Raw genomic sequence first — 24830 nt, 5'->3', positions numbered from 1 at the left:
TTAGTCACCTCCTGCGCGCGGTGCGTCGGCACCGGCCCCGCGCGGGTTATCGGCTTCGTACTTGTCCGTATCGACGTCATCGGGGGCCGGTTCGACTTCGACACGGACGTCGTAGAACGCCATCGTCTGGCCGACCTCGCTGACCTCGTTGTGCGTGAGGTCGTTGTGGTGGCCCGCGACGTAGTCGCGTGACCACCATCCCTGGTCAGTGTTTACCAGCCCCGGCTGGAACGCCTCGTTGTACTTCGCCTTCACGATCATCTCGCCGCGGTCGTTGTGCACTCGGACGTACTCGCCGTCCTCGATGCCGCGGGCCTTCGCGTCCGTCGGGTGGATGTCCAGCTGTGGTTCGGGGTTGACCTCACGCACCCAGTTCAGCATCTCGTACTGCGAGTGGATGCGGAACCGGCTGTGCTTCTGCATGAACATCAGCGGGTACTCGTCGGCCTTTTCGTAGTCGTCGGCTGTCCGGTCTTCGAGCGGTCGAGGAACGTCGAACGTCACGCCCTCCTCGCTTGGGGCGTCGTCGTCGTACATCTTGATTCGCCCCGTCTCAGTGGGGAACGCATCGGTGTACTTGACGATGGGGACGCTCTCTTTCTTCTGTGTTCCCTGCTCGAACAGCGTGTCGAAGTCGATATCGTCGTCTCGACCGGCGAGTTCCCGGAGCATTTCGCGTTTCGTCTCCGGGAACCGGTCGCCAAAGCCGAGCCGCTCCGCGAGCCCGCGGATCGCGTAGTAGTCGTCTCTGGCCTCCCACAGCGGTTCCTGTACCTTGTGTCGGTAGCTGATGTGTGGATGGGACCCCCAGCTGGACGTGATATCCTCCTGTTCGAACCAGTGTGGAACCGGGAGGATGATGTCCGCGTGCTGGACCGTATCCGTGTGGTGCATGTCCGCGACCACGTACATCTCAAGGCTTCTGATGGCCTCTCTGAACCGCTGCCGGTCCGGGAACTGGTTGCCCATCATGTTCGACTCGATCGAGTAGACGGCCCTGACCTTGTGCGGGTCACCGTCGAGTATCGCGTCTGGGTATTCGGGGAAGAACAGCGACGGTCCGGGGTCAGCGTCCTCCGGCGCGCTCCAGCCACCGGTACTGAGCGTCGCACCGCCGGAGTGATGGGCGTGGATGTTTCCGTGCCGACCGTAGTCACCGGTCAGTGCCATGAGCATCGCGTAGGTCTGGCCGAAGATGTGCCCGTGTTTGTACCGCCCGATCGCGTAGCTGGGGGCGATGCCACCGGGGCCGCGAGTCGCCAGCCATCGGACTGCAGTGCGGATGTTTTCCGCGTCGACACCGGTCTTCGCCGCGACTTTCGATGGCGCGTAGTCGGCCACGTGGTCACGGAGTCTGGTCAGTGCCGTCTCGCATTCGATGCCGTCGACGGTGTACTCCCCGAAGAGCGCATACGGGCCACCGGTCTCCGGTTCGAGTTCGACCGGCGTCGTACTGCCCTGTTCGACGGCGACGACCTGGTTCTCGCCGCCGTCTTCGAAGACGTCGCTCGCCTTGAGCAACTCCCCGGTGTCCGTGCGGATCAGCGCCGGCGCGGTCGTCCGTTTCCGGAGGAAGTCCTCGTCGTACGTCTCGTCCTCGAAGACGGTGTGCATCATCGCAAGGGCGAGATGCACGTCTTTCCCGGGTTTGACCGGGAGCCACAGGTCGGCTTTCGACGCTGTCGTCGTGTACACCGGGTCAACCACGACGAGCTTCGCCCCGCTCTCGACGGCGTCGAGAACCTTCGAGGCGTCCATCTGGAACTGGCTGGCGAAGAGGTCCGACCCCCAGACGATGATGGTGTTCGCGTTCTCCCAGTCCTCGGCCTCGTTCGTCGGCGGAAGGAAGAAGCCGGTCCCAGTGACCCGGTTGAATCCACGACCGACGTTGGCGTCGATGCCCCAGGCTGACTGGGTCGAACCGAACAGGGAGGCCAGTCGATTGAACGCCGTGCTGGACTGGCCGTAGTTCCCCGACCCCGCGTGGAAGAGGACGCTCTCCGCGCCGTGGGCTGCTTTCAGCGACTGCATCTTGTCGGCGACGAGGTCGAGCGCCTCGTCCCAGGAGACGCGCTCGAACTCGGCGTCCGGACCGCGTCCGTCGGGATTTGGCTCGTCGGGCGACCAGTCTGTGCGCTTCATCGGGTACTTCAGTCTCGTCGGGTCGTACACACGCTGGGTGTGTGAAAGGCCGAGCACACAGGCCCGCTTGTACTGCTCGTCTTCCGGCGGGTGTGGCTCGACCTTCTTCACCTGGCCGTCGCGGACGTGGACGTCGATGGGACACTTCCCGCGACAGTTCGGTGAGCAGACGGTCTGGATGACCTCGTTTTGCCCGACGTAGCTCTCGATACCGGAGTCGCGGTTGGACGGCCCGGTTCCGTCTCCGCTTTCGACCAGCGTCTGGAAGAACTCGCCCCCGCCAAGACCGAGGGCAGCAGCCGCTCCGCTGGCTTTCAGTACGTCACGTCGGTAAACGCCGTCGTCGTCAGTCATCGTCGAATCCCTCAGGTTTGGTCGGCCGCTCGTCTTCACCGAACTCTGCCAGTAGCTCCTCGTGATACTTCTCGTGGAATTCGGCGTCGCTCAGTTCGCCGTTCGAGACACGAATCGCGTCACGAGCCATCCGTAGCCCCAAATCAGTGTCGTACTCGACGCCGTCAAGCATCGCTGCTGCTTCGTCTTCCCACTCATCAATCGGCGTCAACCGCGGCTGCTGTGGGTCATTCATGGCTCTAGTTATCGGTTACCCTCGGAACTCGGTAGGGAGAGCGCTGTATTGTGAAGCGGTTTAAATACGGGCGGGTGTATCCGTACGCCGCCAGATCGACCGAGAGTGTGCCAGAGAACCGGGACATAGCCGAAGCAGACACTCGGAGAACGCTTTGTTCACGCGCAAGTCGTTCGGTGACTGGGTGGAGTCTCTCCGTCGTCAGTGCACCTCGCTCGAAACGGCGAGTCTACGGGTCGAAAGCGGCCGTCGCGAGTTTCGATTCGACGGCGTTCAGGCGTTGAGAGAGTGCGGATTTCGAGATGTCGAGCGTGGCCGCGAGTTCGTCGAGGGTCGTCTGTCGGGGCGTCTGATAGTACCCTTCGTCCACTGCGAGTATCGCCGCTTCCCGCTGTTTTGTCGTGAGACAGGCAAGGTCGACTGTAGCGGGCTCCGACTCGGTCGCGTCGTCCTGTCGGGATGTCAGCCGTCGCAGACGCACTCGTTTCGCGGCCGATTCCAACTGGTCGACTAGCTCGCTGATGACGCTTCGGTCTGAGACGTACGTCTCGATGAAAAGCGAGTCACCGTCTACGCGCCGGGTTCGTGGGACACACCCGACCTCGCTAAAGGCGAGACAGAGACAGGCGTCCCCGACCTGGTTTGTCGAGTGGAGAACCCGCTCGGTACCGGCCTCGTCGGTGACAGTCACCTCCGCGTGACAGACGCCGTCGTCGATCTGGTTCTGAGCGTTCTCGATGTCTGCATCCGGATCCGAAAGGGGGCACGAACAGTCATCGGGCAGTTCAATTTCGAACAGAACCTTGAGGGTTCGTTCTTTCGCGGTCCCCGATGTCGCCCCTGTAGGCCCGCTTTCGGAGTGTCCCATTCTGATTGTCACTCGACTATCTGCAGTTAAATGCATTTTGTCATCGCCGCCGAAATCCGCAGACTGCGGGCGTATTCTACCTGTTCTTCTATGTGGAGAATGGAGCCTCCCGAAGCCGCGGCGGCGTCACTCATTGCGTCGGTGACAGCGTTCGTCTGTTATCGGAGGATCGAAAATAACCGCCTGTACTGCTGTGCTGGGCCATAGTCGTCGATGAGTCGGCCGAGAGACACCGCCGTCAGGTGCACGTACAGTGGTGTCACTAGAGTCACAAGATAAATGCCGCCTCCACCTGATACACAGATAATGGTCCTCTCGGACGTTTTGCTTGCCCCCCTGGGACTGGCGGCTCTCCTCCTGGCGGTGCCGATAGTGGTGCTGTATCTCATCCGACCGGACCCGCAGGAACTCACGCTGCCGACGTACCAGTTTCTCGTCGCCGGAGAACGCCAGCAGTCAGCGACGCCGTTTCTCGAACGGATCTCGCGGAGCCTCCTCCTGCTGTTGCAGGTGCTTGTCGTGCTGGTCCTGGCGGTCGGGCTGGCGACGCCGTACGTCACCGTTTCCGAGCGAGCGACGGTCGAGGAGACGGTCATCGTCGTCGACACCAGCGCGTCCATGGGGACCGACGCCGACGGCCAGACGCGCTTCCAGCGGGCCGTCGCAACCGCCCGTGAGGAGGTGACGGGGACGACCTCCATCGTCACCACGACCAACGGTGGCGAGGTGGTGCTCCAGCGTGGGACGCCGACGGCGGCGCAGGGGACGCTGGACGGGCTCAGCCCGACGGACGCGCCGGGAGCGCTCAGCGGCGCTATCTCGCAGGCGGCGTCGCTCGCCGGCGAGAACGCCAGAATTGTCGTCCTGAGCGACTTCGCGGGCGAGGAGTGGACCACTGCGGTCACCACGGCGCGGGGGCGCGGCCTCTCCGTCGACCTCCAGCAGTTCGACGGTGGGGGCGACGCGAACGTCGGGTTCATCGACCGGCGGTTCTCCGGCTCCGAGGTAACGCTGTCGGTGAAAAACTACGGCGACTCGACCGTCACCCGGACCGTCCGGCTCGGCAACACCCAGCGAGAACTGCAGCTCGGACCCGACGACGTTGGCTCGGTGACGATGCCGGTCCCGGCCGGCGGGAGCGAGGCCCGGCTCAGCCCGGGCGACAGTTTCGCGACTGACGACAGCGTCTACGTCGCTGCACCGGCGGACGCGGCTGTCGACGTACTGGTGCTGACAAACGACCGGAACCGGTACCTGACCACCGCGCTGTCGGTCGTCGACCGGGTGAACGTGACGGTCAGGCAGCCGCCGACGACCATTCAGAATAACTACGACGTCATCCTGTACAGCAACGTCGACCAGAGTTCACTGTTGCCCGGCAACGTCGAAAGCGGGCGCGAACTGGTCGAAGACGGTGGCGGCGTGGCGGTACTGGCACAGGACGACCTCCCACAGCGGTACCGGGACCTTCTCCTCATCGAGCCCGGCGAGACCCGGGCGGGCGCGACAGTGGGCCAGACGGCACAGACACAGCTCACCCGTGGCATCGACTTCCAGCCACCGGACGAGTACATCTCCGGGTCGCTGCGCTCCGGGTCGGCCCAGGTGCAACTGGGCGACGGGACGCCGCTCATCGCGACCGAGGACCGGAACGGCGGCCGCGTCATGTACTACGGCTACATCGAGGACCGGTCCAGTTTCAAGTTCAACTACCAGTACCCCGTGTTCTGGAAGCGGGCGGTGTATTACCTCGCGGACAGGGAACAGCTCCCGGCGCTGAACCACGAGACCGGTGAGACCGTCCGGTTCGGTAACACCACCGTCGAGGGGCCGGCCGGCCCCGTCTCCGGGAACTCGGTCCCGCTCCAGCGGGTCGGTCTCTACCGGAGCGAGAGTCGGCAGGTGAGCGCGTCGCTGCTTGACGAGGGCGAGTCAAACACCAACGTCGAAGCGCTCGACCGGCGCTCCGGGACGGCCGGGAACCTCACCCGGACCGAACAGCGGTCGGTGCCACAGCCGCTGACCGAGTACTTCGCGCTGGGCGGGCTGATACTTGCGCTGGCCGAGGTCGGCTATCTGCGCCGACGGGGTGATCTCTGATGGCGGTTTCCTACACCCTCGCGGAGGGACTCACCGTCGGCGTCGAGCACCTGTGGCCGCTACTCGTCTTGCCGGTCGCCGTCGGTCTCCTCGCGTATCTCGTCCGGCGTGGCGATGGCGGGCCGCGGTCGGCCTCGAACCGGAGCCGCCGGCTCCTGCTCGCCAGCCGTGTGCTCATCGTCTGCCTGCTCGTGCTGGGCGCGATGGAACCGTACACCGTCCAGACCCGCGAGACGCCGGGCGAGCCGGGCGTGACACTGCTGACAGACGAATCCGCGAGCATGGGTATCTACCCGAACACGACCGACGAGCTGGTACAGGACATCGAGGGCGAGGGGATTCCGGTGACGCGAGCGACAATCGGTAGCGGGTCGAACTCGCGGATCGGCGACGGCGTGGCGGCAAATCTCCAAGCAAACGGGACAGTCGTCGTCGTCTCCGACGGCCGCGTCACGGAGGGACGGAGCCTGGCGACGGCCGGCGAGGACGCCGCCGGGCTCAACGCGACTGTCCACAGCGTCACCCCGCAGTCGCCACGAACAGAGCGAGCCGTGGCGATAGCGGGGCCGTCGACGGTGAGCCGCGGCGTCCAGTCACAGTACACCGTCTCGATGCAGGGCGTGAACGTCCTCGAACCCGTCCCCGTGGAGGTAACTATCGACGGTGAGACCGCGACTGAAGGAGAGCTCCGGCCGGACGGCACGCTCACCGTCGACCACACGTTCGAGGAAACCGGGTCACACCGCGTGACGGCGACGCTGTCCGGCAACGACGAGTACGCGCGAAACGACGTGTTCTACAAGAGCGTCCGCGTCGTCGAACAGCCCGACGTGCTGTACGTCTCACAGGGCGAGTATCCCCTGCGGAACTACCTCGACTCGCTGTACAACGTCTCGACGGCCTCGTCGGTCCCGGCGGACCTCGACGACTACTCGGCTGTCGTCATGCAGGACACGCCATCGGGCAATATCGGGAACGCCACCGCACTGCAGGACTTCGTCATCAACGGCGGCGGACTGGTCGTCGCGGGCGGCGACAACGCCTACGAGAACGGCGGCTACGAAACGTCGTCGGTGGCCTCGATGCTCCCGGTCCGCGTCGGGAACGCCACCGGCGGCGAGTCGAACATCGTCATCCTCGTCGACGTCTCCGGCAGCGCCGAGAGCGGCCTCGCGATACAGAAAGCCGTCGCGCTGGACGTGCTCGACCAGCTCGGCGACGAGAACCAGGTCGGCGTCGTCGCGTTCAACCACAACGCGTACCGCGTCTCGGAGATGCAGGCGCTCGGGCAGAACCGGGCGGAAACCGAAGACAAGATCCGACGGCTGGAAAGCGGCGGCGCGACGGACATCGCCGTCGGGCTTCAGGGGGCCGACGAACTCCTGGGTGACCGCGAAGGGACGATCATCCTGCTGAGTGACGGCCAGGACCGGCTCGGCCCGCCGGCGGCCGTCGCCAATCAACTGGGCCGTGAGGGGACGCGCGTCGTCTCGGTCGGCGTCGGCAAGCGCGTGGGCGTCGCGACGATGCGCCAGATCGCAAGCGAGTCCGGCGGCTCGTACTTCGCCGCCGACGAGACCGAGCGGCTGCGGCTCCTCTTTGGCGGCTCCTCGCGGCGCTACCAGGGGGAGAACCTCACCATCGTCACGGAGGACACGTTCATCACCTCCGGCGTCGAATTGACAGCCAACCCCGGGCAGGCCAACAATGTCCGCATCAAGCCCGGGGCCGACTACCAGGTCGCCACCGCAGACGGGAAGCCGGCCATCGCCTCCTGGCGGTTCGGGCTGGGTCGCGTGGTCTCGATCACCGCCTACGATTCGGACAACACGATGGGCGGCCTGCTCGACCGGCCGGACTCGCTGGTCGTCACGAAGTCCGTCAACTACGCCGTGGGCGATCCAATGCGCACGCAAACCGGTGTCACAGCGGTCGACGATGCCCGCGTGGGGAGTCCGACGACGCTGACCTACCAGGGTGATAGCCGCCCGGACGCGGCGAACATGTCCTTCCGCCAGGTCGGCGACGGCCGGTATCGCGGCGAGTTTACACCTCGGGAAGCAGGGTATCAGACCGCACTCGACACCGAGTACGCGGCGAACTACCCCGTCGAGTACGCGTCCTTCGGCCCGAGTGACAGCCTCGATGCGCTCGTCGAAACGACGGGCGGGCAGACCTTCAGCCCGGCCCAGGGCGAACAGATAGCCAGAGAGGCGCGCCAGAAGTCCACCCGGGTCCGGACCGTTCGGGACACCTGGGACTGGCTCGCCTTGCTCGGCGCGCTCCTGCTGTTCACCGGCGAGGTGGTCGCCCGGCGTGTTCAAGTGTACCGCGGTCGCACCTCTCTGGAGAGTGGTCTCCCGTGAGCGCGATCGGCCGCCGGATTAACCTCGGGCTTGTGGTGTTCGTCGTCCTCTCGATGGTCGGTACCGGCGGAACGACGGTGCTGTACCAGGACTCCGCGAGCGAGCTTCGCTCGCAGAATCAGGAGCTCAGACAGGAAAACGCCGAGCTTCGGGGGAACCTAGACGACACCAGGAGCGAACTGGAATCCACACAAACCCGTGTCGACGAACTCCAGGAGCAGTTGGAGACGCGGTCGGAAGACGTCGATCAAGTCGCAACCAATCTGAATCAGACGGAGTCGCAGTTGAACGCCACGGAAAGCCAGTTGGCAGAGACCCGGCAGTCGCTCCGCCAGAGCGAGGGCCGCGTCGATGAACTGGAGGGGACAGTCGACGACCTTCGGGACGAGCGCGACACTCTCGAGGACGAAGTCGATGACCTCGAAACGACAATCGGCGATCTGGAGGCGGATAATGAGGAGTTAGAGGACGAACGCAACGAACTGGAGGAGCAGGTATCCGACCTGCAGGACGATATCGACAGCCTGGAATCGCGGATCGACACCCTCGAAAGCGAGATCAATGAACTCGAAAATCAGAACGAAGCGCTGAGAGACGATATCGAGACCATCTGTAACAGGATGGAGACACCGGACCCGACCTGCGAGGACTACTGATGGACGACCCCGACACAGATACCGGAGAAAACGGCGACGAAGAGCCGCCTGAAAACGGACGGGCACAGGCACGCGAACGCATGGCCGACGCCATCGCCGAGGTCAGACGCGAGGGCAAGAAGGCGGCGTTCATCTACGCCATCGTCGACGCGGTGTTGGTCTTTCTCCTGGTGAACATCTTCCTGACTGTCCTCTCGCCGACTGAACTCCCGACACAGCTGTCAGTTCCGACGGCGGTGACGGACCCGGTCGGGGCGGCTGTCGGCCGCTCGATACCTGCGCTATCGTTCCCGACGGGCGCAGTCGTCGGCATTGTCGTCGGCGCGCTCTGGTTCGTCGGCGAGTATCTGTACCGGGTCCGACAGCCACTCGTCGAGCAGTTCGAGGCGGCGAACGCGAACGTCACCGACGCGCTCCGAACGGCGCGGGACGCGGTCGAGGACGGGGCTGAAACGCGGATGGCGACCCGGCTCTACGAGGACGTGCTTGCGGGCCTGAAACGGAGTTCGAGCGTCGCCCTCGTCGACAGCCGGCGGCTTATCGGGACGCTCATCGTCATCGTCCTGCTGAGCCTGGCGACGGTCCAAGTGGCTGTCGTCGACATCGGCCTACTCGACCGCGACCCGGTCGAGACGGAGTCGCCGAACGACCGGCCCAGCGAGTACGAGGGGCTCGAAGACGGCGACGCGATACTCGGCGACAGCGAGGACGTGCAGGCGGGCGACGAGAACCTCACCGCCGAGATTGATTCGACGGGCGGCGACGAGGAAATCGACCGGAGCCAGTCGTTCCCGTCGTCGTCGGACACCGGGGGGCCGGGAAGTGGAAGTGGCACAGTCGACAGCCAGCAGGCCGGGTTCGCCGGCCAGGAAGACGTCGAGGACGCGGACCTCATCCGCGAGTACAATCTCAGGATCCGAGAGCAAGACACGGACGACGAGGACACCGACCCATGAGCTCAGAGCACGACATCGACGAACTACAGCAGAAGATCGCGAACGCACGCGAACAGATCGGCACGCGGATCGTCGGTCAGGAGGAGGTACTGGAGCAACTGCTCATCTGTATCCTGGCCGACGGCAACGCCCTGCTCGAATCGAACCCGGGACTGGGGAAGACGACGATGGTCCGGACCGTCGCGGAGGTGACCGACCTCCAGTTCTCCCGCATTCAGAACACGCCCGACCTGATGCCCTCCGACATCACGGGGACCGAGATCATCCGCGAAACCGACAGCGGCCGCGAGTTCGTCTTCGAGAAAGGGCCGGTGTTCGCCAACGTCGTGCTGGCCGACGAGATCAACCGCGCGACGCCGAAGACACAGGCCGCGCTGCTGGAAGCGATGCAGGAGAAACAGGTGACCGCCGCGGGCGAGACCTACGAACTGCCGCGGCCGTTCTTTATCCTGGCGACACAGAACCCCATCGACCAGTCGGGGACCTACGCGCTCCCGGAGGCCCAGACCGACCGCTTCATGCTGAAACTGCTGGTCGACTACCCCGACTACGAGGAAGAGCGGACCATCGTCGACATGTACACCGCCGGCGCGGAGCAGGTCCCCGTCAAGCGCTCGCTCACCCGCCCAGAGATACAGGAAATCCAGCAACTGGTCCGCGAAATGCCCATCGCCGACGACCTGCGCGACCGGGCGGTCCAGCTCGTGCGCCGGACGCGCGAGGCCGACGACATCGAGTTCGGGGCCAGTCCGCGGGCGAGCATGGCGCTCGTCCAGACGGCGAAGGCGCGGGCGTTCCTCCACGGCCGCTCGCACGTCACGGGCGAGGATATCGAGGCGCTGGCCGCGCCCGTCCTCCGGCACCGGATTATCGTGGACTTCCGGGCCGAGCGGGCGGGCCGGACGGCGGACGACCTCATCGCGGACCTGCTGGAATGAGTCACCCGACGCACGCAATCTGGCGGGCGGACCCGTGGGAGGGACAGCCGTGACTATCGAACCGGATTTTCTGGACGAACTCGGCCGGTTCACCGCCGCGCTGAACCGCCAGACGACCTCGATTCGGCAGGGCGACCAGCAGTCCCCGCGTGTCGGCGAAGGGCTCACGTTCAGCGACTACCGTCGCTACTCGCCGGGGGACGACACGCGGCGTATCGACTGGAAACTGTTCGCCCGGACGGAGGAGTACTTCATCAAGCAGTACGAGGAAGAGCGGAGCCTGACCGTCCACCTGCTCGTCGACACGAGCGCGTCGATGGACTACGGCGACGCGGCGAGTCACAAGTTCGAGTACGCCGCCAAGCTCGGGCTCGGCTTCGCCTACCTCACTGCCGAGGAGAACAACGACTTCCAGTTCTGTACGTTCCGCGACCGGGTGAACCGGATCGACACTGGACAATCGAACCGGGGGGAACTCCTCTCGCTCATCGACCAGTTGAACGAGGTAACGCCCGACGGGACGGCCGATTTCGAATCCGCGCTGGAGGCCTACGCCGAACGCATCCGCTCGCGCTCGCTCGTCGTCGTGTTCAGCGACTGCTTGGCCGAGCCGGAGCAACTCGAATCGGGCATCGCCGCGCTCGCACGCAACGACGCCGACGTGCTGCTGGTCCGCGTGGTCGCCCCAGCAGAACGGGACCCCGGCGTCGTCGGCGACGTGTTGTTCGCCGACCCCGAAAGCGACGAGACGCGCCGGTCGTATTTCAGCGGCTCACTGGCCGAAACGTACCAGTCGCGGCTCGACGCACACATCGATTCGGTATCGAATCGCGTCACTGCACTCGGCGCGGACCACGTACTGGTCGATACCGGCGAAGACTACTTCGACTCGTTTGCGAGCATCTGGTTACAGTAGCCAGACGGCGGCAGGGTCGGCTTACTCCGCGAGGATGTGTGCCGGCAGGTCGTCGCGGATGATTGTATCGCAGTACTCACAGCGGACGCCGTCGTCGCCGACGGCGAAGCGCGAGTCGACGGGTTCGGCTTCGGTCGTGATGCAGTTGTGGTTCGGACACTCGAGGACGCCCTCGACGACCGAGGGCCGCTCGACGCGGCGCTTCTCGACGACATCGTAGTCACGGATGATGTTGATCGTCGCCGCGGGGGCGATGAGCGAGAGCACGTCGACCTCGTCCTGGGAGAGTTCGCGGCCCTCGACTTTGACGACATCTTTGTGCCCCAGACGGTCGGAAGGCATGTTCATCGCGACGGAGACGGAGTCGCCGCTGGTCCCGTCGATACCCAAGATTGCGAGGACGTTCAGCGCCTGCCCGCCCGCGATGTGGTCGATGACGGTGCCGTTCTGGATCTTCGAGACGCGGAGTTGCTGGTCGTTGTCGCTCATTGGTCGCCTCCGAGCATCAGGTCGAGCAGCGCCATCCGTACGGGGACGCCGTTGTGGGCCTGCTGGAAGTACTGTGCGTGGGTGGTCTCGTCGACGTCGTGGGCGATCTCGTCGACGCGCGGGAGCGGGTGCATCACGGTCAGGTCGTCCTTGGCCGCGTCCAGCGTGTCGGCGTCGATCTGGTACTGGCCGGCGACTTCGCGGTACTCGCTCTCGTCGGGGAACCGCTCGGCCTGGATACGTGTCACGTAGAGCACGTCCAGGTCGGGGAGAATCTCGTCGAGGTCGGTGTGCTCGCGGATGCCCGCGCCGGCCTCGTGGAGGTCGTACCGGACCGACCGCGGAAGCTGGAGTGACTCGGGGCTGATGAAGTGCTGCCTGGCGTCGACGGTCGTGAGCGCGTGGGCCAGCGAGTGGACCGTCCGACCGTACTTCAGGTCGCCCATGATGCCGATAGTCAGGTCCTCAAAGCCCGCGTTCTCACGGATCGTGTAGAGGTCGAGCAGCGTCTGTGTCGGGTGCTGACCGGCCCCGTCGCCGGCGTTGACGAGCGGCACGTCGACGAACTCGCTCGCCATCTTCGCGGAGCCCTCCATGGGGTGCCGGAGCACGAGCGCGTCGGTGTACCCCTCGACGACGCGGACAGTGTCGGCCAGTGACTCGCCTTTCTTCACGCTGGAGGACTCGACAGAGCCCATGTCGACGATGTCGCCGCCGAGGCGTTTCATCGCCGTAGTGAAGCTCATCTTCGTCCGGGTGCTCGGCTCGAAAAAGAGGAGGCCAAGCAGCGTGTCGCTGTGCCGATCCGCGAACGCTCCCGGGTCAGCCGCGATGTCGGCCGCGTGGTCGAGCACCGTCTCGATGTCGCCCCGCGAGAGTTGTTTCGCGCTGATGATGTGGTCGTGCCGCATTTCACTCGATACCGCGCTCCGGACGGTCTTGAATCCCCCGACACGGGAATTGAACGGTCACTTACATCGTCAGGTTCGGCTTCGGGAACATCGTCGCTGGGTTCGAAAGCAAGGCCAGAGGGAGCGTAGCGGCCAAAATAACACGACGAGGCGCCTCGTCAGGGATTGCTCTGCCAGACGTCGACGCGGGGCTCGGTGTATGCCTTGCCGACGATGTCGGGGAGACCGTCGCCATCGAGGTCGACGACCTTCGCTTCGTGGGTGGGGATGCCGGTTCCCAGTTCTTTCTGCTCGAAGTTCCCCGCCCCGTCGTTGTGGAACACGAACTGTCGCGGTTCGTGTCCGTCCTCTAGCCCCATTTCCGCGACGAAGATGTCGGGATTGCCGTCGCCGTCGAAGTCCGCTACGTCGAGGCTGTGCGGGTTCGAGAGGTCGTCGTGCAGCAGCGTCAGGTCCCACTCGGGCGGGTCGAACACGCCCAGCCTGGCCGGGCGGTCGTCGAGATACGGTTCGTCGCCCTCGACGAGAATTATTTCCAAGTCCCCATCGCCGTCGACGTCCTCGATAGCGACGCGGGTACACTGCCAGTCCTCGGCGATAGACTCCCGGTCCCAGCCGTCGGTCGTCCGATGGAAGACGTTGGGGCCGGCGATGATTTCGACCTCGCCGTCCCCGTCGACATCCTCGACGGCGACGCCCTCGACGTCGATATCCTCGGCGACAACGTGTCGGTTCGCCACCGGCCACGGTTCACGCGTTGGGTCCTCAGGGATATCGTAGTAGAACACCGTTTCGGACTCCTGAGACAGCCCGACGACCTCGTTCTGTCCGTCGCCGTCCACGTCCGCCACCGCGGTGTCGTGATACTTCTCGAAGTCGTCGGTGATGAGCCGGCGCGTCCACTGCTTTCGCGGGTCGTCCGGTATTTCGAACCACCACAGCTTGTGCTGGTGAATGTTCTGGCCGGCGACCATGTCCGGGCGGCCGTTCCCCGTTATATCGCCAAGCGAGCCACCGACGGAGAGTTCGGGTGCGCTGGCGACGTCGTGGCGCTCCCAGCCGGGGTTTTCGTACCAGAACACGTTCGTCTGGAGCCAGCGGGCCAGCGGCCCCATGCCGAACACGGACAGCAAGTCGACTGACGTATCGACCAGCGGGAACTGGACCTCGTGCTCGTCGCCGAGCGCCCCGACGATGACGTCCGGTCGACCGTTTCCCGTGAGGTCGGTCGTGAGACAGAAGCTCATCGTGCTCGCCGGCGGCGAGGCTTCGATGCGCTCGTGATGGAGGTTCATGTCCCAGCCGTTCGGGTGTATCGCTATTGTTATGGCCGGGCTAACACCGACCAACGGCGATCAAGAACTCGTAGCAGGAATCCGTGTGGGACTCCGCGAAGAGCCACTTCCGTCGAGGAGGCGCTCCAGCGTGGCCGCCCCGTGATCGATCTTCGCTTCCGGGTCGCTGTCGAGTTCGTTCTCGTATATCACCCAGTCGACGCCGGCGTCAGTCGCGGCGTCCAGAACCGCGTCCATATCCACGAGCCCATCTCCGTGTGGGACATCCTCGTAGCCCTGCAACGGTCCAGCCGAGGCTACGTCCCGGAGGTGTACCATATCGATACGGTCGCCACAGAGTGAGAAGAGCACGGTCGGGTCGTAGCCGGCTTCGCGGATTTCTGCGACCTCCGGTTCAAACGTGACTTCCGCCGGAGCGGTCCGAGCGACGAGGTTCCACATGGGAGTCTCGTTCGGTATCGTCGCCGATTCGGGTGCCCGAAGTCTATTCAGCAACTGGTGTGTATACCGCCCGACGGCTTCGGGTATTGGCGTTTCCTCGACGATTTTTCCCGCCGCGTCCGGAAGGAAGGGGTGGAACGCCCGCCGACCGGTATGATACCCGAGGCACATGTCACGCTCTTCGAGGCGGGCCGCTGCGTCGCGGAATCGGTGGGAGAGCGAACGGACATCGCTCCGGGTTCGAAGCGCGGACGCCGGGAGATGTGGGACAACGAGTGTGTCACATCCCACTGTTCGACACCGAACCAGCAGGTCTGATTCGCCGTCCAGCGCAGCCTCGATTTCAGGGAGGTCTGTGTGGACGGCGACTGGTTCGAGGTCGGCGTCATCGAGTGCCGCTGCGACGTCTTCGGGCGGTTCCTCGTGGAACCGGTCGGCGAATTCGACCCCGTCGTAGCCGGCGGCGCTGACACGCCGGACGATTGTAGGGAGTGACTCGGGCAGGGTACGGATGCTGTATAGCTGAAGGGCCGTGTTCGGTCTACTATCCATACACCCCGTAGTGGTGTCTCAGGTATTGTTACACACTCGTTATCAAGACACATGGAAACGAGTTCGAACGGGGCAATTGTCGGGACCATCGCCACCGAAAGCAGAGACCTGCTACGGCCAGGGAAGTCCAGCATATAACGACCGTATAAAAGTAGGCAACGGCCAACCGACGTAAGTCAGTCCTTCCAGCCCAGTTCGGCTGTCAATGTCCTCGACTCCAGTACAAGGATTCAAAACCGATAGACGGTCCATCCACAGTATGCTCGCAATCGCTGGCGGCAAGGGTGGCTGTGGCAAAACGACCATCGCCCTCGGTGTCGGTCAGGCACTGGGGACGCCAACCAGACGGTCGCTGGTCGTGGACACCGACCGCGACATGCCGAACCTCCACCGCCGCGCTGGCGTCGATCCGACGCCCGGAATCGCTGATATCACGGTCTCGGCTGAGCCGACCACGGTTGCCAAGCGCGCCACGGCCGTCGAGAACGTCGACGTACTCCCCTGTCAGGACGCAACCGAAGCCGCTGTCGACAATGCCATCGGCACACTGCCCCAACGTGATCGCCCGGTGGTACTCGACTGTCCGGCCGGCGCTGGCCCGGACGCCGCCCGGCCACTGCGGGCGGCTGACAGGACGGTGCTCGTGAGTGCACCAACCCGCCAGAGCCTCACCGACGCAGCCAAGACGGCGGCGATGGCCCGTGCGCTCGATGCACCGCCCGTGCTCACGGTCCTCGTCGGCAGCGACGGGTCCGTAGACCCATCCCGACTGCTGTCCTGCCCAGAGACGGTTCACGTTCCGTCGGTGTCGAAGCCGCTGGAATCGGACCGGGCAGCGGCAAAATACGTCGAGATAGCGAACGTTCTCGCCAAGCGGAATACTTAATCTCGTGGCTAAATAATTTCTCAGTGGTATGGCCAACCGGTTGCGAACGGGCATCGATGTCCTCGACAGAAAGCTCGACGGAGGCATCCCTGCCGGGAGTATCGTCGTGCTCTCTGCCCAGCCGGCCAGCCAGGCGGAGCTGTTCCTCTACGAACTCACCGCCACGCGCGGGACGCTGTGGCTGTCGCTCGACCGGACCGCCGAGTCGGTCATCGCGAGCATCGAGCAGACGCCGGCCAACACCGGGGACCCGACGGTGCGGCACATCTCCGGCGAAGCGCCCCTTGACAACGCCGGTAAGCTCGTCTCGGCGCTCCCGGAAACCTCGAACCTCATCGTCGACCCGCTGGACGTGCTGGAAGCACAGGAGCCACACTCGCGCTTTCGCGCGTTCATGAACGACCTGCAGAACCACATCGTCAACACCGGGAGCCTCGCTATCGTCCACTGTCTCGATGGCCGAGACGTGCCACCGCTTCGGGATACGACCGAGCACTTCGCTGACGTGGTGTTCCAGCTCAACACCACGACGACCGGTGACGAGGTGGAAAACCGCCTCGCGATTCCGAAGTTCCGCGGCGGGCGAGCTCCCACCGACATCATCAAACTCAATCTCGTCGAAGAGGTCAGCATCGACACCAGCCGCGACATCGCCTGAGACGGATTCTATTCGCGGCCGGGCTGTAGTTCTCTGTCCGTCGAGCCGAACTCCGTACCCACGAGTATCAACAGGAACAGTCCGAGACCGACGCCGACGCCGGCTGCCAGTCCAAGCCCGGCGCTGCCAGTCAGCACAACCGTGCCGACACCGAAGGCGATTCCGGGCGGGAGCGCGAGCAGTAGCGGGTACATCAGCGATACTCGCATGGGTAGTGATGACGTGTCGTGGATATAACCGTTCTCCCGTCTGTGCCGTCAGAAAGTGGCAGTCGCTACCGCTCGGAACCGCAAAAGCGCTCGCTGGCGCTTATCACTCAAGAATCGCTCGGCGTGCTCGCGGCGCAGTTACTCTTCGGCGCCTTCGATCTCTTCGACGATCTCTTCGGCGTCCACGTCAGCGTCTTCCAGCGCGTCTTCGATGTCAGCGCCGCCGGCACCGCCCATGCCGCCCATCATGCCGGGCATGCCCATGCCGCCGCCACCGATCTCTTCCTGCACGATGATGCGGTCGATGTCGAGCAGCTGGGTGAGCTGCTGTGCGATCTGCTGTTTGCCCATCATCCACTGCTGGTTCATCGTCAGCTGCGGCGTCGCCTCGATGTAGAGCGTCTCCTTCTCGACTTCGACGGTTTCGTACTCGGGCTCGGACTCCTCGTCCTCGTCTTCGTCGTCTTCGCTTTCGACGAGCTGTTCTTCCTCGACGGTGTCGGTCTCGAACCACACGTCGAGCTCCATGTCGAGCATCATCTGGATGATGCCCTGGGCCTTCTCCTCGCGGTCCGTGACCTCTTCGAGGATTTCGTAGTCGTACTCGACGTCCTCGCCGGCCAGCGGGTGGTTGAAGTCCACTCGCGCGCGGCCGCCGATGATGGTCTCGATATGGCCGTGCTCGCCCTCGATGTCGACGTGCGCGCCGGGGTAGCGGTCGTCCTCCGGAATCTTGTCCTTCGAGACCGTCCGGACCTCTTCCTCGTCGTATTCCCCGAAGGCATCGGCGGCGGCGACAGTCACGTCGCCCTCGTCGCCGACCTCCTTCCCGTAGATGTCCTGCTCGACGTCCGGGAAGATGTGGTTCTCGCCCAGCACGATGGTTCGCGGGCCGAACTCCTGCTGTTCGGTGTCGATGCCGTCGTCCTCGGCGACTTCCTCGTCAGTCGTGTCGACAAGCTGGCCGCCGTCGACGGTGCGGGCGGTGTAGGCGAGCTTGACGACATCGCCTTTCTGGAGTCCCTCCGCTTGCTCTTCTTCGTCTGCGGTTTCCTCATCGACTTCAGTCTCAGACTCGTTGCTCATACCCTGTTCGTCAGTCGTGGCACTCTTAAGGACAACGTTTCCCGGTCAGTAGCAGTCGAGCAACTTCGGAAGTGGCCGACTAGTACTCGCTTTCAGCCAACAGTCGGTCGAACTTCTCGCGGTCGATGTTCCGGCCTGAAACGGGAAGGACAACCGTCTCACCCCGGAGTTCGTCGCCAGCCTCTATCGCTGCGGCGACAGCCGTCGCGCAGGCCCCCTCCATGACGATGCGGTCCGTCTCGAACAGGCGTGCCACGGCGTCCGCGATGGCGTCCTCAGATACGAGACGGAAATCCGAGAGCCCCTTCTGGAGTATGCCGGTCGGGAGTGCGAACGGCACCCGGGTCGCGACGCCCTCAGCGATGGTGTCGACGCTGTCGAGGGCCTCCAACGTCTCCTCCTGCCAAGCGCGGTACACCGCGGGTGCGCCCGCGGCCTGCACACCGACGACAGCGGCGTCGGTCATCGCCCCGAGCGTGATGCAGTACCCGGCCGCGGCGGTGCCGCCGCCGACGGGGCAGAACACGCGGTCGACATCGGGCCGTTCGTCGAGGATTTCGAGGCCCGCCGTGCCGACGCCGGCGAGCAACTTCGGTTCGTTGCCGGAGTGGACGTAGCGCGCCTCGCGCTGGGTCGCCAAGTCCTCGATGTGTTCGCGGGCCTCGTCGTAGTCCTCGCCGTGTTGAACGACCTCCGCGCCCAGTTGCTCCAGCGCATCGACCTTTCCGGCGTTGGCTTCCCTCGGGACACCGATGGTGACTGGCACGTCGAACTCGCGTCCGGCCCAGGCGATAGACTGGCCGTGGTTCCCCGTGCTCGCGGCGAGCAGTCCGGCGTCCCTGAACTCCTCGTCGAGGGACGCGACGAGGTTCACACCGCCGCGGACTTTGAACGCCCCGGTCGGGAGCGTGTCTTCCCGCTTGAGCAGGACATCCGCGTTGAGGGCATCTGAGAGGGCTTCGCTGCGGACTAAGGGCGTCTCTGGGAGGTGCTGCCGGATGCGTTGTCGCGCGTGCGCGACCGTAGCAACTGTCGGCGGCGTCAGGTCGTGGTACGGAAAGAGGGTCGTCTCGTCCGGGGAGTCGATCGGTTCGTAGCGACCGGCCATACTACTACCCGGGAGAGCAGACACAGTAAATGGCGCGGTCGACGGGAGCGTTTTTTAGCAGGCCGGTCCAGCCCCTCAGTATGTACGAAGTCGAGGTGAAAGTGCCAGCGGACATCGAGGCTGTCGCGGAGCGACTCGACGAACTCGGGGCCGAGCAGGTCGACACGGTGATACAGACGGACACGTACTACGACGCCCCCCATCGGGATTTCGCCGAGACGGACGAGGCGTTCCGGGTCCGTCGCGAGACCAGAAAGGGGGAGACGAACGCGAAAGTTACCTACAAGGGGCCGCTCCTCGAAGCGGAGTCGAAGAGCCGAGAGGAGTTCGAAACAGGCGTCGAAGACGGCGACGACATCGACGCTATCGTCCAGCACCTCGGCTTCGAGCCCGCGGCGACCGTCCGGAAGAACCGCCGGGTGTACGAGGTCCGAGAATACGACGTCACGCTCGACGCTGTCGACGACGTCGGCGAGTTCGTCGAAGTCGAACGGGAGACCGACGGCGACATCGAACCCGTTCGAGAGGGGGCCTACGAGGTGCTTCAGGACCTCAGTCTGGACCCCAGCGACCAGCAGCGGACCTCCTATCTCGGTATGCTACTTAGCGATGCGAACGAGTAATCATTCCGCTATTATCTGTTCCCGTAAGTTATAGAACCCGGCCAGACGAAGTCGAGGCAATGACCGAGCGGAACATCCACGTCCAACCTGCGAGCGGGCTCGCCGTCGAAGATCAGGACATCGAAGTCGTAGAGCGCAAGGGTATCGGCCATCCGGACTCCATCTGTGACGGCATCGCGGAGACAGTGTCGCGTGCGCTGGCACAGACGTACATCGACCGGTTCGGCACAGTCTTGCACTACAACACCGACGAGACACAACTCGTCGCCGGCACTGCCGCCCCCGCGTACGGCGGCGGCGAAGTGCTTGAGCCGATCTACATTCTGGTCGTCGGCCGAGCGACGAAGAAGTTCGACGGCGAGCGCATCCCGGCCGAGAGTATTGCCCTCCAGGCCGCACGCGACTACCTCGACGAGCAGTTCCCCCACCTCGACCTCGGCTCCGATGTCATCGTCGACGTCCAGTTCGGCGAAGGGTCGGGCGACCTCCAGACCGTGTTCGGCGAGGAAGCAGCAATTCCGATGGCGAACGATACCAGCTACGGCGTCGGCCACGCTCCGCTGACAGAAACTGAAAAGATCGTTCTCAACACCGAGGAGACATTGACCGGCGAGTACGCCGAGTCCAACCCGGTCGTCGGCCAGGACGTGAAGGTAATGGGCAAGCGCGAGGGCGATCACATCGACGTGACCGTGGCCGTTGCGATGGTCGACGAACACGTTCCGGACCTCGACGCGTACAAAACCGCCGTTTCAGACGTTCAAGCGTTCGTCACCGACCTCGCCGAGGAGTACACTGACCGGGACGTCACGGTCCACGTCAACACGGCCGACGATTACGACGCCGAGTCCATCTATCTCACGACCACCGGGACCAGCGCCGAGCAGGGCGACGACGGCTCCGTTGGCCGCGGGAACCGCGCGAACGGCCTCATCACGCCGAACCGCCCGATGAGCATGGAAGCGACGTCCGGCAAGAACCCCGTCAACCACATCGGAAAGATATACAACCTCCTCTCGACGGAGATCGCACAGTCCGTCGCAAGCGAGGTCGACGGCATCCGACAGGTCCAGATGCGCCTGCTCTCACAGATCGGCTCACCGATCGACGAGCCCCACGTCGCCGACGCGACGGTCATCACCGAGGACGGTGTCGCGGTCGGCGACGTCGAAGCAGATATCCAGGCCACAATCGACGACGAACTCGCTGACGTGACCGACATCACGCGGCAGGTCATCGACGGCAACCTCTCGACGTTCTGAGGCGGCGAGGCGACACCCCTTTACTCGCCGGTAGTCAACTCGCGGGCATGCATCCACCGGACGCCGATAGCGTGCTCCTCCGCCACGGCGAACTCGGCGTCAAGAGCGATCAGGTCCGCCGGAAGATGGAGGGGCAACTGGCGGACAACCTCCGAGCGATGCTCGACGCGCGCGGCTTGTCAGGAGACATCGAACAGCGCCGGAACCGGCTGTTCGTCCACACTGACCACCCGGAGGGCGTGACCGCAGCCGCGGCCGACACGTTCGGCGTCACCTCCGCCTCGGCGGTCACGACTGTCGACCCGACGCTGTCCGCAATCGAAGATGCACTGGCCGCGACCGCGCGGGAGCAGTACGACGGCGGCGCTTTCGCTGTCAACGCCCGTCGAGCGGGGCCAGCAGAGGCACACCCCTTTTCGAGCACGGACATCGAGTCCGACGGTGGCACCGCCGTCTGGGAGGCAATCGAGGGACTGGGCGGCGATCCCGCTGTCGACCTCGACAACCCCGATTTCGAGCTGTTCGTCGAGTGTCGCGCCGACGAGGCCTACGTCTTCTGTGAGAAACGTGCGGGACCCGGTGGCCTCCCGCTCGGGACCCAGCGCCCCGTGGTCGCCCTCGTCAGCGGCGGCATCGACTCGCCCGTCGCCGCCTGGAAGCTGATGAAACGCGGCGCACCCGTGCTCCCCGTCTACGTCGACCTGGGAGACTACGGCGGCCCCGACCACCGGGCTCGAGCCGTCTCGACTGTCGAAACGCTCGCCTCGTACGCGCCCGGACACGACCTGTCGCTGTCCGTAATCGACGCCGGTGACGTCGTCACCGAGCTTTCTCGGGACCTCGGGTCGCTCCGAATGCTCGTTCTCCGCCGGTTCATGCTCGCAGTCGCCGACGCTATCGCGAACGAATGTGACGCCGTCGGCATCGTCACCGGCGAAGCAATCGGGCAGAAGTCCAGCCAGACGAGCGCGAACATCGCCGTCACGGACGCCGCGACTACGCTCCCGGTACACCGACCGAACCTCACCGTCGACAAGTCCGAGATAACCAACCACGCACGGGCCATCGGGACCTTTCAGGACTCGACGATCGACACGGGCTGTAATCGCGTCGCGCCATCACATCCGGAAACCAACGCCTCGCTGGAAGCCGTTCGGGTAGCCGAACCCGACGACCTGTTCGAGCGCGCCGAAGCCTGTGCCCGGGACCGCGCCGTCGTCCCCATCGAAAGCTAAATTTCCGGGGCGGGCCAGGGTTGAGCCATGACGCAGGTCTGTCTCGTCGGGAGCGAGGGCGTGAATCTCCGGTACGAACTCCTCTCGCGCGAGACCGCGCGGAACGCACTCGCTACCTACGACCTGCAGGAACCGTTCGCGAATACCGTCGCCGTCGACACCGTAAGCCTCGGGGCAGCAGTAGCGCTGCTCAACGATTTGAACTGGTATCTCGTCCGCTTCGCCGACGCCGCGTTCGTTCGTGATCCGTCAATTAGTGAGACGGAATGGCTCTCCCGGGACCTCGCCGCGTCAATCCGGGACGACGACGTTGCGCCCGAAGATACCGGTCGCTTTCTCAAGGTGTACGGTATTGTCGAACCGGACGTGACCAGCGAATCTAATGCCGAAGGCTCGTCGGAAGGAGAGTCGGAGCCAACGCCCGACACACAGGCCATGGAGACCGAGCGTCCACCCGAGCTTGTCGAGCCGATGCTTCTGACGCGGACCGGAGACACGATTCCCGAGTACGACCTTCGAGACGTGGACGACACGCTCATCGTCAGGGTGACCGAATCGGAGTTCGGGGCCTGATTCGGGCCACACCGCGCGCGCAGAACAGACCGGGCTCAGTCGAACATCCCGGTCGACATATACCGCTCCCCGCTGTCCCAGTAGACTGTGACCACGAACGGGTCGTCGACGCCGTCCGCGACGAGTTGTTCGGCTACCTCTCGCGCGGCGAGGTTCGACGCACCCGAGGACTGGCCGACGAGGATACCCTCCTCGTGGGCGAGTCGCCGGCACTCGTCTTCCGCGTCCGGGAGCTCGACCGTCAGCACGTCGTCCAGCAGATCGGTGTCTAAGTTGTCGCTGACGAAGCCCGGCCCCATTCCCTGGAAGCTATCCTTGCCAGTTCCCGGTTCCATCCCCGAGAGGACGGCGTTGTCCGCTGGTTCGACGGCGACGATGTCCATCTCTGGGAACGCTTCGCGCAGTCGACGACCCGTCCCGGTGATTGTGCCGCCGGTTCCGACGCCGGCCACCAGCGCGTCTACCGTCCGGTCGCCGATCTGTTCGATAATCTCCTCACCCGTGGTCTCGTAATGTGCCTTCGGGTTCGCCGGGTTGTCGAACTGCCGCAACTGGACGTAGTCGTCGCGCTCACTCAGCTCGTCCGCGCGCTCTTTCGCGTCGGAGATGTCGCCCTCGACGAGCTCTATCTCCGCACCGTAGGCCTTCATTATCTGGCGACGCTCGGGTGACTTCGAGGACGGCATCACCAGCACAACGTCGTACCCCTTCGTCGATCCGACCATCGCCATGCCGATGCCGGTGTTGCCACTCGTCGGTTCGACCAGTGTATCACCCGGTTCGAGCGAGCCGTTTCGCTCGGCGTCATCGATCATGTACTTCGCCGGCCGGTCCTTGGCGGAGCCGCCGGGATTGAACGACTCGATCTTCGCTGCAACGGTTGCCCCCTCCGGCGCGCGTACCGAGACCAGCGGGGACCCGATTGTATCGAGAATAGAGTCTTTCATCGCCGCCGGCTACGCGGCCCCGACTTAAACGCCTACTGAAGGTGCCAAACTGTTCGTGGACTCACGACCCGCGGCAGGACTTTCCGACGTCAACGACAGCTCACGAGATCATGTTGATGTCGTCGACCGGCAGGACCGAGTAATCGACAGACAGCGTATCCTTCGTCGCCCGGACTTTGCCGACGAACGCGGAGATGTCCTCCAGTTGGCCTTCCAGCACGAACAACTCCATACAGTACCGGTCCCCGACGTGGCTGTGGAAGTTCGACGCGACGATAGATTCGTGATCGTGGCGCAGATGCATCATCTTCTCCTCGACAGTCGTCGTCTCGTAGTCAAACAGGACTGTGACGACTGCCATTAGTTCGCGGTCCTCCAGTCGCTTGTCCTCGAACTCGCCCATCAGGTTCCGGACTGCCTCCCGTACGACTTCGCTGCGACCCGTATATCCGTGTTCGTCCGCGAACGTATCGATTCGCTCCTCCAGTTCGTCCGGCATCGAGATACTAACAACGCCCATGTATTAACTCGATGCCGTTGGAGTATTAATAGTTCATATCTGCCCGCACAGGCTGGAAACACTCCGGATAGCGCTGCCGCTAGCTCGTATCTTGTAAACGACGAACGACTGGCTTGGTGAGCTGACAGCTCTCGGTTTGTACAAATACAGAACGCCCACTCGGGAGAGATGTCTCTCCCGAGTGGGCTGTGAAAGGTATGAATGGTGGCGGCGAACCGGATTTCCCAGAGGCTCGCGCACTCCAGTACTCCCCGGAACGCTGGCGGGCTTATCTTCCGTGTNGGTACGGGAGGCAACCCCGCCGCTGTGGCCGCCTAACGCCGAGTCGCGGATTCGAACCACGAAAGTACCAGTCTCGGTCGGTCGTCTCTTCCACCGTGTGTCCGTGCGATCCAGATTGCGCCTGGACTCGGTCAGCGACGAGTTAAATCGTCGGTGAATGAGTCACAGTGCGTATGAATGATGGCTTTGGTCTGTTAGTGCTCGTGGGCTTAACGTCTCGTT

At 64.2% G+C, this 24830-nt stretch carries 24 protein-coding genes and 1 rRNA gene; 12 read left to right on the top strand and 13 right to left on the bottom strand.

What is annotated here, in order from left to right; all coding sequences use genetic code 11:
* From C442_RS06120 to C442_RS06110, 3 genes are all read right to left on the bottom strand, one after another.
* Positions 1-2496 (bottom strand): molybdopterin-dependent oxidoreductase, encoded by a 2496-nt coding sequence (locus tag C442_RS06120; RefSeq protein ID WP_008308763.1) that lies wholly within the window; start codon positions 2494-2496, stop codon positions 1-3.
* Positions 2489-2731, bottom strand: coding sequence for a 4Fe-4S ferredoxin N-terminal domain-containing protein (locus tag C442_RS06115; protein ID WP_008308761.1), 243 nt, complete (start codon positions 2729-2731; stop codon positions 2489-2491). The genes C442_RS06120 and C442_RS06115 overlap by 8 nt, the downstream gene beginning before the upstream one ends.
* Positions 2732-2960: 229 nt before the next feature.
* On the bottom strand, positions 2961-3599 hold the full coding sequence (locus C442_RS06110) for a helix-turn-helix domain-containing protein (RefSeq protein ID WP_008308760.1): 639 nt from the start codon (positions 3597-3599) through the stop codon (positions 2961-2963).
* A 306-nt stretch (positions 3600-3905) separates the two neighbouring features.
* Here C442_RS06110 and C442_RS06105 point away from each other — a divergent pair, with 306 nt between their 5' ends.
* Genes C442_RS06105 through C442_RS06080 form a run of 6 tightly spaced genes read left to right on the top strand, consistent with a single transcriptional unit; the run spans position 3906 to position 11531 of the window.
* Complete coding sequence (locus C442_RS06105) at positions 3906-5699, top strand: vWA domain-containing protein (RefSeq protein WP_008308758.1); 1794 nt, start codon at positions 3906-3908, stop codon at positions 5697-5699.
* The gene (locus C442_RS06100) at positions 5699-8065 is read left to right on the top strand and encodes a VWA domain-containing protein (RefSeq protein ID WP_008308756.1); all 2367 of its coding nucleotides are present in this window, start codon (positions 5699-5701) and stop codon (positions 8063-8065) included. Before C442_RS06105 ends, C442_RS06100 begins: the two co-directional genes overlap by 1 nt.
* Positions 8062-8721 carry a coiled-coil domain-containing protein gene (locus C442_RS06095; RefSeq protein ID WP_008308755.1) on the top strand — a complete coding sequence of 220 codons (660 nt, stop codon included), beginning with the start codon at positions 8062-8064 and terminating at the stop codon, positions 8719-8721. Before C442_RS06100 ends, C442_RS06095 begins: the two co-directional genes overlap by 4 nt.
* Complete coding sequence (locus C442_RS06090; protein ID WP_008308753.1) at positions 8721-9677, top strand: DUF7502 family protein; 957 nt, start codon at positions 8721-8723, stop codon at positions 9675-9677. The genes C442_RS06095 and C442_RS06090 overlap by 1 nt, the downstream gene beginning before the upstream one ends.
* Positions 9674-10615, top strand: coding sequence for an AAA family ATPase (locus C442_RS06085; RefSeq protein WP_008308750.1), 942 nt, complete (start codon positions 9674-9676; stop codon positions 10613-10615). Before C442_RS06090 ends, C442_RS06085 begins: the two co-directional genes overlap by 4 nt.
* Before the next feature lie 49 nt (positions 10616-10664).
* Positions 10665-11531 carry a DUF58 domain-containing protein gene (locus tag C442_RS06080; protein WP_008308749.1) on the top strand — a complete coding sequence of 289 codons (867 nt, stop codon included), beginning with the start codon at positions 10665-10667 and terminating at the stop codon, positions 11529-11531.
* 21 nt (positions 11532-11552) lie between these two features.
* On the opposite strand, the gene pyrI is transcribed toward C442_RS06080, so the two are convergent.
* From pyrI to C442_RS06060, 4 genes are all read right to left on the bottom strand, one after another.
* Positions 11553-12020, bottom strand: coding sequence for an aspartate carbamoyltransferase regulatory subunit (gene pyrI / locus C442_RS06075; RefSeq protein WP_008308747.1), 468 nt, complete (start codon positions 12018-12020; stop codon positions 11553-11555).
* Entirely contained in the window at positions 12017-12931 is a 915-nt protein-coding gene (gene pyrB, locus C442_RS06070; protein ID WP_008308746.1) for an aspartate carbamoyltransferase, read from the bottom strand. Before pyrB ends, pyrI begins: the two co-directional genes overlap by 4 nt.
* 158 nt (positions 12932-13089) lie before the next feature.
* Entirely contained in the window at positions 13090-14226 is a 1137-nt protein-coding gene (locus tag C442_RS06065) for an FG-GAP repeat domain-containing protein (protein WP_008308744.1), read from the bottom strand.
* A gap of 60 nt (positions 14227-14286) precedes the next feature.
* Positions 14287-15219, bottom strand: a complete 933-nt coding sequence (locus tag C442_RS06060) for a sugar phosphate isomerase/epimerase family protein (protein WP_008308742.1) — start codon at positions 15217-15219, stop codon at positions 14287-14289.
* 259 nt (positions 15220-15478) lie between these two features.
* Between C442_RS06060 and C442_RS06055 the strand changes: the two genes are divergently transcribed.
* Positions 15479-16105 carry a MinD/ParA family ATP-binding protein gene (locus tag C442_RS06055; RefSeq protein WP_008308741.1) on the top strand — a complete coding sequence of 209 codons (627 nt, stop codon included), beginning with the start codon at positions 15479-15481 and terminating at the stop codon, positions 16103-16105.
* Positions 16106-16133: 28 nt separating this feature from the next.
* On the top strand, positions 16134-16763 hold the full coding sequence (locus tag C442_RS06050) for an RAD55 family ATPase (RefSeq protein WP_004515458.1): 630 nt from the start codon (positions 16134-16136) through the stop codon (positions 16761-16763).
* Positions 16764-16771: 8 nt separating this feature from the next.
* Here C442_RS06050 and C442_RS06045 read toward each other — a convergent pair whose 3' ends face one another.
* From C442_RS06045 to C442_RS06035, 3 genes are all read right to left on the bottom strand, one after another.
* Positions 16772-16972 (bottom strand): hypothetical protein, encoded by a 201-nt coding sequence (locus C442_RS06045; protein ID WP_008308737.1) that lies wholly within the window; start codon positions 16970-16972, stop codon positions 16772-16774.
* Positions 16973-17110: 138 nt separating this feature from the next.
* Entirely contained in the window at positions 17111-18058 is a 948-nt protein-coding gene (locus tag C442_RS06040) for an FKBP-type peptidyl-prolyl cis-trans isomerase (RefSeq protein ID WP_008308734.1), read from the bottom strand.
* Between the two features lie 79 nt (positions 18059-18137).
* Positions 18138-19166 carry a threonine ammonia-lyase gene (locus tag C442_RS06035; RefSeq protein WP_008308733.1) on the bottom strand — a complete coding sequence of 343 codons (1029 nt, stop codon included), beginning with the start codon at positions 19164-19166 and terminating at the stop codon, positions 18138-18140.
* Positions 19167-19246: 80 nt separating this feature from the next.
* Here C442_RS06035 and cyaB point away from each other — a divergent pair, with 80 nt between their 5' ends.
* The 4 genes from cyaB to C442_RS06015 are packed head-to-tail and all read left to right on the top strand — an operon-like array spanning position 19247 to position 22859.
* On the top strand, positions 19247-19789 hold the full coding sequence (gene cyaB / locus C442_RS06030) for a class IV adenylate cyclase (protein WP_008308731.1): 543 nt from the start codon (positions 19247-19249) through the stop codon (positions 19787-19789).
* A gap of 59 nt (positions 19790-19848) precedes the next feature.
* The gene (locus C442_RS06025) at positions 19849-21051 is read left to right on the top strand and encodes a methionine adenosyltransferase (RefSeq protein ID WP_008308729.1); all 1203 of its coding nucleotides are present in this window, start codon (positions 19849-19851) and stop codon (positions 21049-21051) included.
* 47 nt (positions 21052-21098) lie between these two features.
* On the top strand, positions 21099-22286 hold the full coding sequence (locus C442_RS06020) for a tRNA sulfurtransferase (protein WP_008308727.1): 1188 nt from the start codon (positions 21099-21101) through the stop codon (positions 22284-22286).
* Positions 22287-22313: 27 nt separating this feature from the next.
* Positions 22314-22859 (top strand): DUF5804 family protein, encoded by a 546-nt coding sequence (locus C442_RS06015; RefSeq protein ID WP_008308724.1) that lies wholly within the window; start codon positions 22314-22316, stop codon positions 22857-22859.
* A 35-nt stretch (positions 22860-22894) separates the two neighbouring features.
* Here C442_RS06015 and C442_RS06010 read toward each other — a convergent pair whose 3' ends face one another.
* The 3 genes from C442_RS06010 to rrf all read right to left on the bottom strand — a co-directional run bounded on the left by C442_RS06010 (position 22895) and on the right by rrf (position 24644).
* Positions 22895-23806 carry a PLP-dependent cysteine synthase family protein gene (locus tag C442_RS06010; protein WP_008308723.1) on the bottom strand — a complete coding sequence of 304 codons (912 nt, stop codon included), beginning with the start codon at positions 23804-23806 and terminating at the stop codon, positions 22895-22897.
* Between the two features lie 100 nt (positions 23807-23906).
* Positions 23907-24326 carry a CopG family ribbon-helix-helix protein gene (locus tag C442_RS06005; protein WP_008308722.1) on the bottom strand — a complete coding sequence of 140 codons (420 nt, stop codon included), beginning with the start codon at positions 24324-24326 and terminating at the stop codon, positions 23907-23909.
* A 202-nt stretch (positions 24327-24528) separates the two neighbouring features.
* Positions 24529-24644, bottom strand: a 5S ribosomal RNA gene (gene rrf, locus C442_RS06000).
* Between the last annotated feature and the right edge of the window lie 186 nt (positions 24645-24830).

Source organism: Haloarcula amylolytica JCM 13557 (assembly GCF_000336615.1).
GTDB lineage: Archaea > Halobacteriota > Halobacteria > Halobacteriales > Haloarculaceae > Haloarcula > Haloarcula amylolytica.
This window is presented reverse-complemented; position numbering and strand designations above follow the sequence as displayed.

What these genes read in the sequence shown, in the direction of transcription:
- C442_RS06120 (WP_008308763.1), bottom strand. Translation starts at nt 2,496, where the DNA reads ATGACTGACGACGACGGCGTTTACCGACGTGACGTACTGAAAGCCAGC.
- C442_RS06115 (WP_008308761.1), bottom strand. Translation starts at nt 2,731, where the DNA reads ATGAATGACCCACAGCAGCCGCGGTTGACGCCGATTGATGAGTGGGAA.
- C442_RS06110 (WP_008308760.1), bottom strand. Translation starts at nt 3,599, where the DNA reads ATGGGACACTCCGAAAGCGGGCCTACAGGGGCGACATCGGGGACCGCG.
- C442_RS06105 (WP_008308758.1), top strand. Translation starts at nt 3,906, where the DNA reads ATGGTCCTCTCGGACGTTTTGCTTGCCCCCCTGGGACTGGCGGCTCTC.
- C442_RS06100 (WP_008308756.1), top strand. Translation starts at nt 5,699, where the DNA reads ATGGCGGTTTCCTACACCCTCGCGGAGGGACTCACCGTCGGCGTCGAG.
- C442_RS06090 (WP_008308753.1), top strand. Translation starts at nt 8,721, where the DNA reads ATGGACGACCCCGACACAGATACCGGAGAAAACGGCGACGAAGAGCCG.
- C442_RS06085 (WP_008308750.1), top strand. Translation starts at nt 9,674, where the DNA reads ATGAGCTCAGAGCACGACATCGACGAACTACAGCAGAAGATCGCGAAC.
- pyrI (WP_008308747.1), bottom strand. Translation starts at nt 12,020, where the DNA reads ATGAGCGACAACGACCAGCAACTCCGCGTCTCGAAGATCCAGAACGGC.
- pyrB (WP_008308746.1), bottom strand. Translation starts at nt 12,931, where the DNA reads ATGCGGCACGACCACATCATCAGCGCGAAACAACTCTCGCGGGGCGAC.
- C442_RS06065 (WP_008308744.1), bottom strand. Translation starts at nt 14,226, where the DNA reads ATGAACCTCCATCACGAGCGCATCGAAGCCTCGCCGCCGGCGAGCACG.
- C442_RS06060 (WP_008308742.1), bottom strand. Translation starts at nt 15,219, where the DNA reads ATGGATAGTAGACCGAACACGGCCCTTCAGCTATACAGCATCCGTACC.
- C442_RS06055 (WP_008308741.1), top strand. Translation starts at nt 15,479, where the DNA reads ATGCTCGCAATCGCTGGCGGCAAGGGTGGCTGTGGCAAAACGACCATC.
- C442_RS06050 (WP_004515458.1), top strand. Translation starts at nt 16,134, where the DNA reads ATGGCCAACCGGTTGCGAACGGGCATCGATGTCCTCGACAGAAAGCTC.
- C442_RS06045 (WP_008308737.1), bottom strand. Translation starts at nt 16,972, where the DNA reads ATGCGAGTATCGCTGATGTACCCGCTACTGCTCGCGCTCCCGCCCGGA.
- C442_RS06040 (WP_008308734.1), bottom strand. Translation starts at nt 18,058, where the DNA reads ATGAGCAACGAGTCTGAGACTGAAGTCGATGAGGAAACCGCAGACGAA.
- C442_RS06035 (WP_008308733.1), bottom strand. Translation starts at nt 19,166, where the DNA reads ATGGCCGGTCGCTACGAACCGATCGACTCCCCGGACGAGACGACCCTC.
- cyaB (WP_008308731.1), top strand. Translation starts at nt 19,247, where the DNA reads ATGTACGAAGTCGAGGTGAAAGTGCCAGCGGACATCGAGGCTGTCGCG.
- C442_RS06025 (WP_008308729.1), top strand. Translation starts at nt 19,849, where the DNA reads ATGACCGAGCGGAACATCCACGTCCAACCTGCGAGCGGGCTCGCCGTC.
- C442_RS06020 (WP_008308727.1), top strand. Translation starts at nt 21,099, where the DNA reads ATGCATCCACCGGACGCCGATAGCGTGCTCCTCCGCCACGGCGAACTC.
- C442_RS06015 (WP_008308724.1), top strand. Translation starts at nt 22,314, where the DNA reads ATGACGCAGGTCTGTCTCGTCGGGAGCGAGGGCGTGAATCTCCGGTAC.
- C442_RS06010 (WP_008308723.1), bottom strand. Translation starts at nt 23,806, where the DNA reads ATGAAAGACTCTATTCTCGATACAATCGGGTCCCCGCTGGTCTCGGTA.
- C442_RS06005 (WP_008308722.1), bottom strand. Translation starts at nt 24,326, where the DNA reads ATGGGCGTTGTTAGTATCTCGATGCCGGACGAACTGGAGGAGCGAATC.